At 67.8% G+C, this 13771-nt stretch carries 10 protein-coding genes; 3 read left to right on the top strand and 7 right to left on the bottom strand.

Annotation, left to right across the window (positions count from 1 at the left end; translation table 11 throughout):
- The first annotated feature begins 3 nt into the window (after positions 1-3).
- Positions 4-930 carry a cation diffusion facilitator family transporter gene (locus J2805_RS08260; protein ID WP_309974977.1) on the top strand — a complete coding sequence of 309 codons (927 nt, stop codon included), beginning with the start codon at positions 4-6 and terminating at the stop codon, positions 928-930.
- Positions 931-962: 32 nt separating this feature from the next.
- Here J2805_RS08260 and J2805_RS08255 read toward each other — a convergent pair whose 3' ends face one another.
- Positions 963-2888, bottom strand: a complete 1926-nt coding sequence (locus J2805_RS08255; RefSeq protein WP_309974974.1) for an EAL domain-containing protein — start codon at positions 2886-2888, stop codon at positions 963-965.
- A 426-nt stretch (positions 2889-3314) separates the two neighbouring features.
- Here J2805_RS08255 and J2805_RS08250 point away from each other — a divergent pair, with 426 nt between their 5' ends.
- Positions 3315-4763: a C40 family peptidase gene (locus J2805_RS08250; RefSeq protein ID WP_309974970.1), complete on the top strand. Its 1449-nt coding sequence runs from the start codon at positions 3315-3317 to the stop codon at positions 4761-4763.
- A gap of 81 nt (positions 4764-4844) precedes the next feature.
- On the opposite strand, the gene J2805_RS08245 is transcribed toward J2805_RS08250, so the two are convergent.
- The 5 genes from J2805_RS08245 to J2805_RS08225 all read right to left on the bottom strand — a co-directional run bounded on the left by J2805_RS08245 (position 4845) and on the right by J2805_RS08225 (position 11987).
- Positions 4845-5717 (bottom strand): ABC transporter permease, encoded by an 873-nt coding sequence (locus tag J2805_RS08245; RefSeq protein ID WP_396134285.1) that lies wholly within the window; start codon positions 5715-5717, stop codon positions 4845-4847.
- Positions 5718-5829: 112 nt separating this feature from the next.
- A complete protein-coding gene (locus J2805_RS08240) occupies positions 5830-6888 on the bottom strand; it encodes an ABC transporter ATP-binding protein (protein ID WP_309974967.1) in 1059 nt (352 codons plus the stop codon).
- Positions 6885-8087 (bottom strand): LolA family protein, encoded by a 1203-nt coding sequence (locus J2805_RS08235; RefSeq protein WP_309974963.1) that lies wholly within the window; start codon positions 8085-8087, stop codon positions 6885-6887. The genes J2805_RS08240 and J2805_RS08235 overlap by 4 nt, the downstream gene beginning before the upstream one ends.
- Before the next feature lie 117 nt (positions 8088-8204).
- Entirely contained in the window at positions 8205-10922 is a 2718-nt protein-coding gene (locus tag J2805_RS08230) for a PEP/pyruvate-binding domain-containing protein (RefSeq protein WP_309974960.1), read from the bottom strand.
- 33 nt (positions 10923-10955) lie between these two features.
- Positions 10956-11987: a universal stress protein gene (locus tag J2805_RS08225; protein ID WP_309974957.1), complete on the bottom strand. Its 1032-nt coding sequence runs from the start codon at positions 11985-11987 to the stop codon at positions 10956-10958.
- Between the two features lie 457 nt (positions 11988-12444).
- On the opposite strand from J2805_RS08225, the gene J2805_RS08220 reads away from it, so the two are divergent.
- On the top strand, positions 12445-13077 hold the full coding sequence (locus J2805_RS08220; RefSeq protein ID WP_309975679.1) for an NAD(P)-binding protein: 633 nt from the start codon (positions 12445-12447) through the stop codon (positions 13075-13077).
- A gap of 8 nt (positions 13078-13085) precedes the next feature.
- Here J2805_RS08220 and J2805_RS08215 read toward each other — a convergent pair whose 3' ends face one another.
- Positions 13086-13736, bottom strand: coding sequence for a copper resistance CopC family protein (locus tag J2805_RS08215; RefSeq protein WP_309974954.1), 651 nt, complete (start codon positions 13734-13736; stop codon positions 13086-13088).
- Positions 13737-13771 lie beyond the last annotated feature (35 nt).

Here is a 13771-nt window from a genome sequence, read left to right as displayed (position 1 = left end):
GGCATGGGACACGACCACAGCCACTCACACGGCATCACGGCCACAGGCACGGGCAAGCACCGCAAGCGCCTGATCGCCGTCCTCAGCATCACCCTGGCTGTGGTCCTGATCCAGGTCATCGGTGCCGCGATCTCCGGATCCCTTGCACTGCTGGCCGACGCCGGGCACATGCTGTCCGACGCCGCCGGCGTGTTCATCGCGTTGCTGGCCGCCTGGATTGCCACCCGGCCCGCGAGCGACCAGCGGACCTACGGGTATCAGCGCGCTGAGGTCCTCGCCGCACTGGCCAACGCGCTGGTGCTGATTGTGATCTCGGTGGTGATCTTCATCGAAGCCGTCCGTCGGATCGGATCAGCCCCCGACGTCCAGACCGATGTGATGCTCTACGCCGCGGTCCTCGGCGCCGTCGCCAACCTGGTGTCGCTGCTGATCCTCCGCAGCGCCCAGAAGGAAAGCCTGAACGTGCGCGGTGCCTACCTTGAGGTGCTTGGCGACCTGCTGGGTTCGTTCGCCGTGATCGCCGCGGCCGTGGTGATCATGGTTACCGGGTTCCAGACGGCGGACACCATAGCCTCCATGATCATCGCCGTGATGATCCTCCCCCGGGCGTGGCACCTGCTCCGCGATGTGGTGGACGTGCTCCTGGAGGCCACCCCCAAAGGCGTCGAAGTCCAGATGATCCGCGAACACATTCTGTCCGTGCACGGTGTGGTGTCCGTGCATGACATCCACATCTGGACCATCACTTCCGGCGTGCCGGTCTTCTCCGCGCATGTGGTGGTGGAGGACGCCGTGCTGAGTGCCCGCGGCGCCGACCAGGTGCTGGACAAGCTCACCACCTGCCTGGGCTCGCACTTCGACACCGAGCACTGCACGTTCCAGCTGGAGCCCGAAAGCCACTCCGAGCACGAGTCGCACCAGCACGCCTAGCGAATTGGGGAATCCGCTTTAGGAAATCCGCTTTAGGGAATCCGCGGCTGTTCGTCGATGCCCCGAAGGTCGTGGACCAGCCCCAAGGAGAACTGGTCGAGGACGGCCAGCTGCGTATCGAGTCCCACGGGCCCTTCGCTTGGACGGCCCAGCAGATAGCCCTGTCCGGCGATGACGGGCTGCTCCAACGCAGCACGGGCCAGTCCTGGCTGCAACAGCATGGTGAGCATGGCCGGTTCCTCGATTCCCTCGGCGATGATCCATCCCCCGGCCTGCTGAACATACGTCACACCGGCTGCCACGGTGGCCACCGCGGAGGGATCGCTGTCGAGGCGGGAGATCACGTCCCCGTCGATTTTGATGATGTCGAACCGGACCAATCTGAGGGCATGCAGGCCTGCATTACTCTTGCCCATGTCATCCAGGGCCAGCCGGAAGCCCCGATCCTGGGCATGCCTGAGCGTGCGGACCGAATCAGGATGGTTCAGCCCTGCTTGCTCTGTTACCTCCAGCACGACGTCCTCAGGCTCCAGTCCCGCTGCTGCCAGCTCGGAGACAAGGTAATCGAGGTCGAAGGACGGCAACGAGTCAGGGTGCAGGTTCAGGAACAGCAGCCCCTCCCACTGCTGGCCGCCGACGGACGCCAGCACAGCAGACCGCGCGCGGGCATCCAGCTCCTCGGCAATACCGAGGCGTTCGGCAAGTTCAAACGCCTCCTGTGGTCCGTTGATCCTTGCACCTGCCGGCAGGCGCAAGAGGGCTTCGTGGGCGAGAACCACACCACGGCGCAGGTCCCAGATGGGCTGGAACGCCACGTTGAGCGGCGCATTGCTTGAGACCAGGGCAGTGAGCTCGTCGATTTTTTCGGCGCTGACGGTGTGGCCCTCGGCCATGGACTTGAAGGAGACGCTTCGGCGCCGCCCCAGGCGCTTTGCCTCGTAGAGCGCCGCATCGCTGCGCTCCCACAGTTCCGACAAGGCCAGCGGCTCGCCGGCACTCGAGGCGATGCCCGCGCTGAACGTAACGCCCGGAAACCTTTTGGCAAGGGCCACACGGACCCGGTTCAGCGCTTCGTCCGCCCGGTCTTCGTCGCTGCCGGGCAGGATGACCGCGAATTCGTCGCCGCCGAGCCGGAACGGGGTGTCGGCCGCGCGAAGGACCCGGAAGGAGTCGGCAAGCGCCCGCAGCACGCGGTCGCCATGGCTGTGGCCCAGCCGGTCGTTGATCTGTTTGAAGCCATCTATGTCGATCAGGGCAAGGGTCATGACTTCGTACCTTGTGTCCGTCAGCGTCGCCTCAAGCGACGGCTGGAAGGGACGGCGCCCCGCCAGACCGGTCAGCGGGTCGCCGTCAGCCTCCTGCTGCATGCGCATTTGGTGACGCTGCAGCGAGCGTCCTCCGAAGACATAGGACAACGGGATGGCGAACAGGATCGCAGTGAACAGACCCAGGATCTTGTGCGGTCCAAGGTCACCGATCAATTCCGAGATGATGTCCGCGTGCTGGTCAATCTCCAGTATCAGGGTTCCTTCCGGCGCGGACACCGGCACCAGGAATTCGTACCGGGCGATGCCCTTACCCCCGGTTTCGGCTTCAGTTTCGACTGTGGTTTCGCCGGTGGAGAGCACCTCGGAAAAACGGGAGGCGTCAGCATGGTCGGACGCGCCGCCGTCCCCTTCAGCGCCCCGTACGATCAGCGTCCCTGCCGCGTCGAACAGGCCAACATAAACAGTCCCCTGGCTGTGTTGCAGGTGCCGGACCTCGGCCACAAGTGACTGCTCCCGCTGCAGCGGGTCCGTCTCCTCTTCGAGGATATTCTCAAGCCTTCCGGCCACTGCCTCGTAATTCCGCCGGGAATCCTCCAGTCCGCGGTCAATGATGTGCTGCCGGGCCACACCGTACTCAATCAGACCTGCAACGAGCATCGCGGCGGACACCGCGAACACCCAGCGAATCATGAAGGAGGGGCCCGCCGCCCTGGGACTGCGGCGCCTGCCACGGCCGGCACGCCTCCGGGAATGCCCACCGTAGGACTCGCGATCGGTCCACAGGTGGTGCCCACGATTTTCCACAACGCCCCCGTCGCAAGGAAGAACGGATACCCTGCGAGCAGAGAGCCGGTTAGGGGCCACGATAGCCGAACAGGCCCGTGGTCCAACAGGGAATCGCTCACGACGCCGGATAACGCGACACGCCGACAGCAATGTGACCAAATAACATAATTGTTGTTTATGTTATTGATGCGACCAGTGTTGCCAAAGTTACTGGTGGCACGTAGCCTCGTGTCTGCTGGCTCTCCGCAGCGGGGCATTTACCTGTGACTAACACCTGTGAAAAATTCAACCTCCTCGCTCATTCCAGCCTGACTGCTGCGAGGTATATTGATGAGTTTGACTGGATCCGGCCGCCACGCGGCTGTGCTGTGCACCGTAGTCGTACTCCTCGGCTCCCTCTCCCTGCCCGCCCAGGCCGCACCGATTCAGCGCCCGGCGGTGGCCGCTGTGACCGTTCCCGCGTCACCGGAGATTCCGTCCCCGGAAGAGATCGCGGCGGCCAAGGCAAGCGAAAGCGCGACGGCGGACCAGGTTACCCGGATCGACCGCATCCTCGCGGACGCCGCCGCCGCCCAGGAAGCCAGCTTCGCGGCAGCCATGCAGGCCAACAACGCCTACGGTGATGCCCTGGTCACCCTCGAGACCCGACGGGAGGCCGCCGCGCTCGCCTCGGCGAAAGCGGCGTCCGCCGATGCCGACCAGGCCAAGACCCGCAAGCAGGTGGGGCAGCTGGCCGGTGACCTGTACCGGAACGGCGGGCTCAACCCCGCGTTGAGCACTTTTGTCAGTGGGAAGGGCGATGCGCTGCAGCAGGCGGCCACCCTTGAAGCCATTTCCGCCAGCCGCAGCCGGGCGTTCGAAGCGGCCGAGAACGCCGCCTCGGCCGCGAAGTCGCTGACCGCCGCCGCTGAAGACGCCAACCGCGCCGCCGACGACGCCGCGAAGTCGGCAGAGGACCGCAAGGTGGACGCGGAACGCGCCAACGCGGCCCGGGCAAAAGCGGTTTCCGAGGCCAAGTCCCAGCGGACCGTGCTGGTGGACCAGCTGGCAAGCCTCAAGAACACCACCGTAGCGCTCGAGTCCGCCAGGGTGGACGCCTTGGACCGCCAGCGCGCCCAGGATCGGCTGGCGGCTGTCACCGCTGCCGCCGCTTCACAGGCCGCGGCCGAGTCTGCTGCCGCCCAGGGCGCAGCAGGGCAGGCCTCCGCACCACAAAACAGACCGGCTGCGCAGGTGCCGGCAGCACCCGCCCCCCTGGCACCTGCTGCTCCTGCTCCGGCCGCACCTGCTGCTCCTGCTCCGGCTGCACCCGCCGCTCCGGCACCGGCTGCTCCCGCCCCGGCCGCACCCGCCGCTCCGGCACCGGCTGCTCCCGCTCCGGCGCCCGCGCCCGCTCCTGCCCCGTCCCCGGGCGGCTCAAACCAGACCGCCATCTCAGCGGCACTGGGCAAGGTGGGTTCGCCCTACTTCTACAAATACGGCGGTTCCGGCCCGCTGGGCTTCGACTGTTCCGGACTGGTGCAGAACGCTTTCGCCGGAAAGTACCTCCCGCGGACGGCAGCCCAACAGTATGCCCAGGCACCCGTCCACGTGCCGCTCTCCCAGGCGCAGCCCGGCGACCTCCTGGTCTGGGGATCGGCCCCCGATTTCTACCACGTAGGGATTTACCTTGGCGGCGGACGCGTGGTCCAGGCCCTCAATCCCGAGGACGGCATCACGGTGACGGACCTTGCCTGGATGGCCGGAATGCAGCTGCACCCCACTGTCGCCCGATACTAGGAGCACCCGGGTACGCGGGTCGTCCGGCCACGGGCACTCTCCGGCCACGCAAATATCCGGAGCCCCCGAGGCCAGATTCAGCTAGGACAGAATGTCCTTCGTGACGAACCGGCCATAAGCGAGCGCCCCGAGGACGGCGATGTAGCCGGCTTGCAGCATCGCATTGTTGCTGAAGGAATCCCAGGCAATCGGCTGGCGCAGCAGGTCCGCGAAACCGAACCAGTAGTGGCTGAACAGCCACGGATGCAGCCACTCCAGCTGGGGCAGCTCGCCCAATACCTGGGACACTACCGAGATCACGGTGGTGGCCGCCATGGCGCCGACCGGAACGTCCGTCAGGGTGGACAGGAACAGTCCGACGGCGGAGAGTCCCAGCAGTGACACAGTCAGGTAGGCAGCCACAAGCACCAGGCGCACCACCGCTTGCTCCGCAGTGATCACGTCGCCGGACAGCAGCGTCACGGGGCCCACCGGAAACAGTGCAGCGCCAATGCCGGCGCCCGCCAGCGCGACTACCAGCGGGGCAACAACGCAGAATGCGGCGGCGCCCGCATATTTGACCAACAGCAGGCGCACGCGTCCTGCCGGAGCCACCAGCAGATACCGCAGCGTCCCCAGGCCGGCCTCGCCGGCAATAGTGTCACCAGCCACCACTCCCACGGTGAGCGGCAGGAAAAGCGGCACGCAGACCAGCATGGCCGTCACCCCCACAAACAGTCCGTTCTGGGTGATTCTGTCCAGGAAGGCAGGTCCGCGGCCGGGCGGTACGGTTGAGGAGAGCCGGACGGCCACAGCCATGAGCACCGGCACCGCGGCGAGCGCCAGCATCATGGCCCAGGTCCGGCGTCGGCGGAACAGGACGGTCAGTTCCGAGGCCAGCAACGGCCACCCCGAGGATGGCCTGCCCGACGGCGGTGCGGCCGCTCGAACGTCGACGGCACCGCCCGCACCGATCAGGTTTCCGGTCGGTTCTTCCCCAGCGGGCAGTCCTCCCCTGGGCACTTCCCTGCCGGGCACCTCGCCGCCGGGCACCTCGCTCCCCGGAACTTCTTTACCGGGCACTTCCCTACTGGGCAATGTCGAACCCCTCCCCCGTCAGCGCTACAAAGCGGTCCTCCAGGCTGCCCTGCTCCACGGCGAACCCGCGGACCCGCACCCCTGCAGCCACCATGGCGGCCACTACGGCCTCCGGTTCCACAGCACCGGCACTGTCAGTGGGCGCGGAACCGTGTGCCGGTGTGCCGTCAGTACCCGGGCCCGGACCGCTCACCGCCCCCGTGCCGGCCTGCACGCCGCCATCTCCAACAGAGGCGGAATACACCAAGGCGCCGTTGCTCCGTCCGTCCACGGGAGTCATGCCCAACCGGGCGAAAACGCCCTCGGCCAGGCCGGCGTCGGGCGTTACCAGTCGGATCCGCGCCTTGCCCGCGTCGCGCAGTTCCGGGAGCGTTCCCTGCGCCACCAGCCGCCCGGCGCTCATCACGGCCGCGTGGGTGCAGATCTGCTCCACCTCGGCGAGCAGATGGCTCGAGACGAACACCGTGGCGCCGTCCGCCGCCAGCGACCGCACCAGCGAGCGGACCTCGCGTGTTCCCTGCGGATCAAGCCCGTTGGTCGGCTCATCGAGCACCAGCAGTTCCCGCGGCGAAAGGAGCGCGTTGGCGATGCCCAGGCGTTGTTTCATGCCCAACGAGTACGCACGGACCTTTTTCGCCGCGGCGTGCGTCAGGCCCACGCGTTCCAGCGCCGCTGCCACCCGGGCACGCCGCGTGGAGGCCTCCGCGTAAGGGTCCGCGGCATCCAGCCGCCGGAGATTGGCCGCCCCGGAGAGGAACGGGTAGAACGCCGGGCCTTCCACCAGGGCGCCCACCCTCGGCAGGACTTCGTGGAATCGGTCCGGCATCTCCAGCCCCAGCACGCTGACGGAGCCTTCAGTGGCCCCCGCGAGGCCCAGCAGCATTCGGATGGTGGTGGTTTTTCCTGAGCCGTTCGGACCCAGGAACCCAAAGACTGACCCGCGCGGAACCGACAGGTCAACTCCGTTCACGGCCAATTGATGGCCGAACCGCTTGCTGAGGCCGTGCGTCTCTATGGCGAGCTCTAAGCCTCGGCCAGCGGCTGTCACTTCGCGGCAGCGGCGGTCAGTAGGCGCTCCGCCGGAACAGACCCGGCGAAGACGCGGCCATCATCGGCGAACAGCACATTCACCACGGCGGTGCTGAAGAGCCGTCCGCCGGGCACTGCTACAGCGGCCTGCTGAAGCAGCGGATCACTGGACACCATCGCACCGGCTTCCGCGGACGCCGGGCTCGCGGGGAATTCAACCACGCTCTCCCAGCCGGTCCCCGTCACCGTTGGCCGCGGGAGCCCGCCATTGGGATCCCGGAAATCAGGAGCAGCGCCGGCCGGGTCGTCGGCATCAGGGACTACGCCGCTTTCCGTACCGTGCATGGGCCAGTGCCCTTCACGCCAGTGCCCTGTCCCGTGGGCCGGGACGTCAATTTCCTTGACGGTGGCGCCCGGAGGCGGGCTGAAGGCGAACAGGGAGGCGTCCGGCGCTTCGAGCGACAGGCTGGTGAACGCCAGCTTGAACGCAGGCTCCTCCTGGCCGCGGGCCTTCAGTTCTACACTGAGCGGCAGGCCGCTCTGGCCGTCAACTGCGATGGCCACCGAACCGATCAGGGTGGCCTCCGTCCGGGGCGTGATCACCAGGTTGTAAGCAGCCCGTCCGGCGACGTTGACTTCGGGATGGACGGCGACCTCAGTGGTGGGATCGGCGGCCGCAAGGAGCCGCGCCGCCAGTTCCTCCGGCGTCGGCATCACACCGTCCGTGCCGGCCGCGGGATGCTTGTACTGGCCGAAGTCCCTCTGGTGCACGAAGTCTTTATGGTGTCCATCGTGGGCCGGGAGCGTCAGGTGCGTGGCCGTGTTGTCCCGCGAGTTGTACAGCCACACGTCGTTGCCGCTGCGCACCGCATTGCGTTCGGCCAGGCGGTCCATCACCTGGACGCGCACATTGCCGGGTCCGTCCAGGAAGACCCGGGCCGTGTGCGGGCCGCTCAGCAGCTCCAGGACAGAGGCTGCCCCGCCCCCGGAAGACGGCCCGGCCTGGGGCAGCTCCGGAAGGCCGATCGAGGACGACTGCTCCAGGGTCCCGGAGAGGGACGGGGCGGCGTGGTGCGCCACCAGGGCAAGGACTTCGGCCGGCGTCTTGGCGGGCAGCGGGTCCCCCGCAGTAGCAGGCAACGAGCCGGCCAGCGCAGCGGCGGCAATAACGGCAGGCACGGCAACGGCGGGCATCCACCGCAGCCACTTTCTGGTCATGACAACTCCGCTCCGACGTCGCAGCTTATTGATTCCAGAGTACGCCTCGGACCCGCCCCTTACACCCCTTGGGAGAGCCCGTTAGCGGGCCTGTCAGTACGCGCCTCGGCAGGCTTTTCAGCCCGCCGACGGCGTGACGGTGCCCGCCCCGCCGTCGAGCGTGATGTCCTGGCCTGTGCTGATGGCGGACGTGGCATCCGAGACGCCCACGACGGCGGGAATGCCGTATTCCCGGGCCACCACCGCCCCGTGGGAGTTTGGGCCGCCCATTTCCATCACCAGTCCGCCGGCGGTGAGGAACAGCGGCGTCCAGCCGGGATCCGTTGACGGCGCCACCAGGATTTCCCCCGGCTCCAGACGGGCGCCCTGCGGATCCATGATCACGCGTGCCTTGGCGGTGACCGTTCCGGCCGAGGCCGGCGTGCCGGACAGGACACCGGCGGCCGCTCCTCCGGAGGCCGTTCTTCCGCGCGCCTGCAGCGCTTCGGGTTCGGTCCCGTCGGACAGCAGCACCCGCGGGATACGGCGGCGGCCCAGCTCGGCGTCATAAGCCTCCCGGCGCTCCGCCACGAGCTCGCGCAAGGACGCCCCGGCCAGGGCCCGGTGGGCTTCGGCGAAGTCGAGGAAATAGATGTCCTCGGCATCGGCAATCCGGCCGGCGGCGGCGAGTTCCGCTCCGACGGTCGAGAGTTGCTGGCGCACTGAAGCCAGGCCCTCAACAATGCAGTACTTCGGCAGTTCACGCAGCCCGGCAAACAGCCTGGTCCGTTTCAGTGCGCCACGGACCAGGCGGGCGCGGAGCCTGCCCGCCGGGCCGCCGCGGCTCCCTGCGACCATGGCGAGCTGCTCGATGCGGGCGTCCGCCTCGCGGGCAGCGTTGGCGAACTGCCGGTCCGGCGCCAGCGCGGGATCGTCGAGTTTGAGGTAGTTGGCGAGGACGCCGAGGATGTGCACCGGGTCATCGGACCAGCGTGGCATCCCGAGGTCGATCTCCGCGACCGCGCGGTGCCCGTACCGGGCGAGGAAGCCCGCCAGCCCGGACTGCACGACGGCGGGCAGTTCGCCGGCGCGGTACCTCGCGGCCAGTTCCGGCGGGGACAACTCCTCAAAGACTGCGGCGGCTCCGGCGGCCAGGCGGATGTCCGTGGCGAGCTGCCAGAGGGCAAGATCCATCTCCGTGGTCACGTTGTTGGGCAGCCCGCGCAACACCGGCTGCAGGGCACCGGAGCGCGCGCCCCCTGCCAGCTTCCCCGCGAGGCCCAGCAGCGCGAACCCCAGTGCCGGCAGCGGCAGCACGGCCGGGACGATCGGGAAGAGCTCCTCGCCCAGGATGCGTTCGGCGTGGTTCAGCCGCTCCGCCGCGGTGGCTTCGGCCGGAACCACAAGGGCAGCCCGGAGCCGCTGGCTGAAACCGTCCACCCGCCGGAGCGCTGCCTCCGGGCGGAACAGGGCACGGAGCAGGGACTCCGGAAGTCTGGCCCTTGCCGCTACCGGGCCAATGTGCCGGAAGAGCCGCCATGGAGTCCTGAGCGTGACGGAGAACCGTGGATCAGTGAAGAGCCCGCGCAGGACGGCGGCGGAGCGGGCTTCCATGATGTCGAAGACGCGGGGCACGATTGCGCGGCCCACGCTGCTGCGGACGACGGGGGTGAGGTCGAAGAAGAGGCGATGTCCGGCCTGCCTGAACGGGGACGGCCCGTTGCGGGGCACGGGCACGTCAAAACCGGCTGCGCGTGCAACGGAGGACGCAATCAGTCTGAGGCCAGCCACACCCATCGGCGTCAGTGGCCTGGTCAGGCCCTGGGCAAGGCTGAAGCAGAGGTAAACGCGCGTCCCCTCCCGCTCCGGCAGGTCAGGACGGGGATCGGGGAGCGGGTACAGCGTGGTGATGGGCCGGGACTGAGTCAGCCAGAGCTTGTGCTCGCCGTCGATGGCCCATTCGATGTCCTGCGGGGCACCGTAGTGCCGTTCCACGCGGCTGCCCAGGGCGGCCAGCGCCCGGATCTGGACATCGCTCAGTGAGGGGGCGGAGTCCGGCGCCAGCGTGACCCGCTCGGTGCCGCCTCCCGGGACCGGCCGGATGGCGATCCCTTTGTCCCCGGGCCGCCGCTCCAGGATCTCCTTCGACGCCGTGTCCACAACGAAGTGGTCGGGATTCACTGCACCGGAGACCACTGACTCGCCCAACCCCGGGCTGGCATCGATCACAGCCTCATGCCGCCTGCCCGTTACAGGGTTCGCAGTGAACAGAACCCCCGCGACGGCAGCATCCACCATGCGCTGGACCACCACGGCGAGCGCCACCGTTGAGGGGCTGATGCCCTGCGTGGCACGGTAGGTCACGGCCCTATCGGTCCACAGCGAGGCCCAGCACTGCCGGACCGCTGCCAGCACGGCGTCGGCGCCCACCACATTCAGGTACGTGTCCTGCTGCCCGGCGAAACTCGCGAAGGGAAGGTCCTCGGCCGTCGCCGAAGACCTGACAGCCACCGGAACATCGGTCCCCAGCGCCGCATAGGCGTCCCGGACCGCACCGGCAATCTCCGGCGGAACCTCCACGGCAAGGATGCGTTCACGCGCCCGCGCCGCCAGCCCTGCCAAGGCCTCAAGGTCGTTCGTCCCGGCGGCGGCCAGTGCGCCGTGCACCTCTTCGAGTCCTGCAGGCCCCACCGCGCTTCGGTACGCATCGGTGGTCAGGCAGAACCCGGGCGGAACGGGGAGCCCGGCTCCGGTGGCCTCGCCGAGGTTGGCGGCCTTGCCGCCCACCCGCGCCAGCATTCCGGCGTTGATCAGCTCAAGGCCCAGCACCAGGCCATCCTGGGCTCCTGCCGACATACCGGCCTGGTCCACCATTAGCCTGCAGCCGGACTAAGCTGCGCCGAGCATGGGTCCGAAGCTGGCCCGGTCAGCGAGGCGTGGATCGTCCCTGTCCGGAACCACCAGCACCGGCCCCTTGGCGTGGTGAAGGATGCCGTCCGACGTCGACCCCAGCAGCATTCCGGTGAAGCCGCCGCGGCCGCGGGTTCCCACCACCACCAGCTCCACATGCCTGCTGGCGTCCACCAGGACGTCCACAGGTGAACCGTCCACGAGCTGGGTCTCCACGGGCAATTTGGGGTAGTGGCTCTTGAGCCAGGCCACACCGGCGTCGAGCTGGACGCGGATGTCCGCGAACAGTGCTTCCCTGTCCATGGGCGCCGGGACCCAGGCCAGCGAACCGCTGTACTGCGGAACGGCGCAGACCACACGTAGCGGCGCGCCGAGCCGTTCTGCCTGGTCGGCAGCCTCCAGTACGGCCACGCGGGCCTGTTCGGAGCCGTCAACGCCCACTACCACTACGTGCTCGACCGGCTGGTGGCCGGACTTGGCCTGCTCGGCCCTGACGTGTTTGTCGTCGGTGGTTTCACCGAGGCGGTCGGCGCAGATCAGCGGCACGGTGACAGTGGGGCACTTCGCGTGCGCCGGCAGGGCGCTGCTGACCGAGCCAAGGAGCCTGCCCACGAAGCCGCCCCTGCCGCGGGTGCCGAACACCAGGAGTTCAGCCGTTTCGGACATCTCGAGCAGCACACCGGAGGCGTCGCCGTTCTCCACGGAAGCGTCTACGTCGATGTCGTAGGGGGCCACTTTGTCCATGGCCTGCTTGAGGATGGCCTCGGCACCCTCACGGATCACCGAGTCGTCAACGGTGGCGTAGCCGCCGTCCAGGCCGGACGCCGCGAAGATCGGCACGGAATAGGCAGTCACGATATGCAGGGGGCGGTGGCGCCGTTGGGCTTCCCGGGCGGCCCAGACGAGTGCGCACTGGCTATGATCGGAGCCGTCCACGCCCACAACGATCCCCTCGGGGGCGGCAGAACCGCCGTCGTCATCCCTTGACGGGTGCACCTGATCTCGGCCCATGGGGTCCGCCTCCTCGCGATACTGCCTGATGTTGCCGCTATTCTGCCAGAAGTGTCCGCCCGCGGCGTGAACCGGGAGCCCGGTACTGCTGTCGGCTGAAAATCAGCTCTCTCTGATAACTATTCTCGGTTGCGGAACCGTAAGCAAGCGCCGCCAAACCGCCGCACCAACAGGCCATGGAGGCCCAAGTTCGCTCCCAGTTTTTACAGCCCCGAAACATTGAGATCCCACCTCCGATGACGGAAATTCCGGGTGTGACAATGTGGGGGTAGCCAATGTCCGGCAAAGGCTATCCAGAGGTCAAAAAGTTCTGTAGTGTCGAGGCGTTGCGAATCTGAGATCTGTGTTTCAGAACACATTCCAGCTTCATGCGCGGCGGCCGGACTTTGGGGGTTACGGAGAGTGCAGGAAGGATCTGCACAGTGAACCATTCGAGGAGGAACCAGCAGTGTCGAGCATGCCAATTTGTGGCGGGACCGAGCAGACCACCACGGTGATCATCGGCTCAGGGCTGCCGGGCCTGGCCATCGCCAGTGAGCTCCGGCGGCGCGGCGTGGATTCCATCACTGTGGATGCGCTTGAAACCCTGGGCGGAATCCAAGCCGCCAGTACCGTCTCCCTACCCCGCTGTGACGCGCCGAATTCAGCCACGATGCAGGAGCGCAACGAAATCCTCCGGCATCTGCGGAACTACGCCAGCAGCCATAACCTGGATATCCGCAACAACACCCGGGCCGTTCAGTTGAACCTGCTGGGCACCGGGCTCTCCGAGCCGTCCACGCACCAGTGGGCAGTCCACACGGCGGACGGCGTCCTGCTGGCCGACCACGTGGTCCTCACCCGCGGGGCTCACAGCCAGCTGCGCCGCATGCTTGCCGAGCTGGGGCTGGCCTTGGGCCAGAACCTGGCAGCCGCCATGCGTGCCATCGGCATTTACCTGGTGGGGGTTGGGGAGCTCATCACTCCCACGCCCAAGGAAGTGCTCCGCCAGGCAAAGGTTGTGGGCCAGGCGATTTCCGCCAAGGTTTATCCGGACAGCGTTCCGTCAGTGCTCACGGGAAGCTTCGCTGCCCTGCAGGCACCGGTATAGCCCGGAACTTACTGCTGCTCGCCCTCGTCGCCATCGGGGGTCTTGAGGTTGCGCCTGGCCAGCACAGCCAGCGCTATGAGGATGCCCAGGGCGGTTCCGGCGAAGAGGACAAGGCTCCACGGGAACGGCTCCGAAGCGTCCGGCGCGGGCGCCGGCGAGGTGGTGGTGCCGGGCTGGGCAGTGCCCGCCGTGGGAGCCTCGCCGGGCGTCGTCGAGCCGCCCGGGGCCGTTGTCCCGGTAGCCGCCGTCCCGGTACCCGTCGTCCCGCTGCCCGCCGCCGCGGCGGTGGCCGTAAAGGTAAAGGTGCCTTCGATCGGGTGCGAATCGGAACTGACCACGCGCCAGAGCACGGTGAACTCCCCTGCCGGCGCACCGGCCCGGAGTTTCTGCGACGCCACGTTGTCCACAATCTCCACCGGGCCCTCTGCCCAGTTGGTGCCTGCCGCGTCCTTCACCTGGATCTGCGATCCCAGCGCCAGCGGGTCATTGTTGAAAGTGACCGTTACCTTCTCCGGCGGGGTGGCCACGGTGGCTCCCTGCGCGGGACTGCTGGACTCGGCGGCGTCGTGGGCTGAGGCGGGCGCCGCGGCGAACAGTACGGCGGCACCGATGAAGAGGGCGCCGAACAGGGCGCTCAGCAGCTGGCGGATGGGACGCATCGAGGGACTACTCCTGTGTGTTGGCTTCCTTACAG

It is taken from the genome of Arthrobacter oryzae (assembly GCF_031454875.1).
Taxonomy (GTDB): domain Bacteria; phylum Actinomycetota; class Actinomycetes; order Actinomycetales; family Micrococcaceae; genus Arthrobacter; species Arthrobacter oryzae_D.
Note: the sequence above shows the minus strand (reverse complement) of the source record. Positions and strands in the feature narration are given on the sequence as shown.

What these genes read in the sequence shown, in the direction of transcription:
- J2805_RS08260 (WP_309974977.1), top strand. Translation starts at nt 4, where the DNA reads ATGGGACACGACCACAGCCACTCACACGGCATCACGGCCACAGGCACG.
- J2805_RS08255 (WP_309974974.1), bottom strand. Translation starts at nt 2,888, where the DNA reads ATGATTCGCTGGGTGTTCGCGGTGTCCGCCGCGATGCTCGTTGCAGGT.
- J2805_RS08220 (WP_309975679.1), top strand. Translation starts at nt 12,445, where the DNA reads ATGCCAATTTGTGGCGGGACCGAGCAGACCACCACGGTGATCATCGGC.
- J2805_RS08250 (WP_309974970.1), top strand. Translation starts at nt 3,315, where the DNA reads ATGAGTTTGACTGGATCCGGCCGCCACGCGGCTGTGCTGTGCACCGTA.
- J2805_RS08235 (WP_309974963.1), bottom strand. Translation starts at nt 8,087, where the DNA reads ATGACCAGAAAGTGGCTGCGGTGGATGCCCGCCGTTGCCGTGCCTGCC.
- J2805_RS08225 (WP_309974957.1), bottom strand. Translation starts at nt 11,987, where the DNA reads ATGGGCCGAGATCAGGTGCACCCGTCAAGGGATGACGACGGCGGTTCT.
- J2805_RS08215 (WP_309974954.1), bottom strand. Translation starts at nt 13,736, where the DNA reads ATGCGTCCCATCCGCCAGCTGCTGAGCGCCCTGTTCGGCGCCCTCTTC.
- J2805_RS08230 (WP_309974960.1), bottom strand. Translation starts at nt 10,922, where the DNA reads ATGTCGGCAGGAGCCCAGGATGGCCTGGTGCTGGGCCTTGAGCTGATC.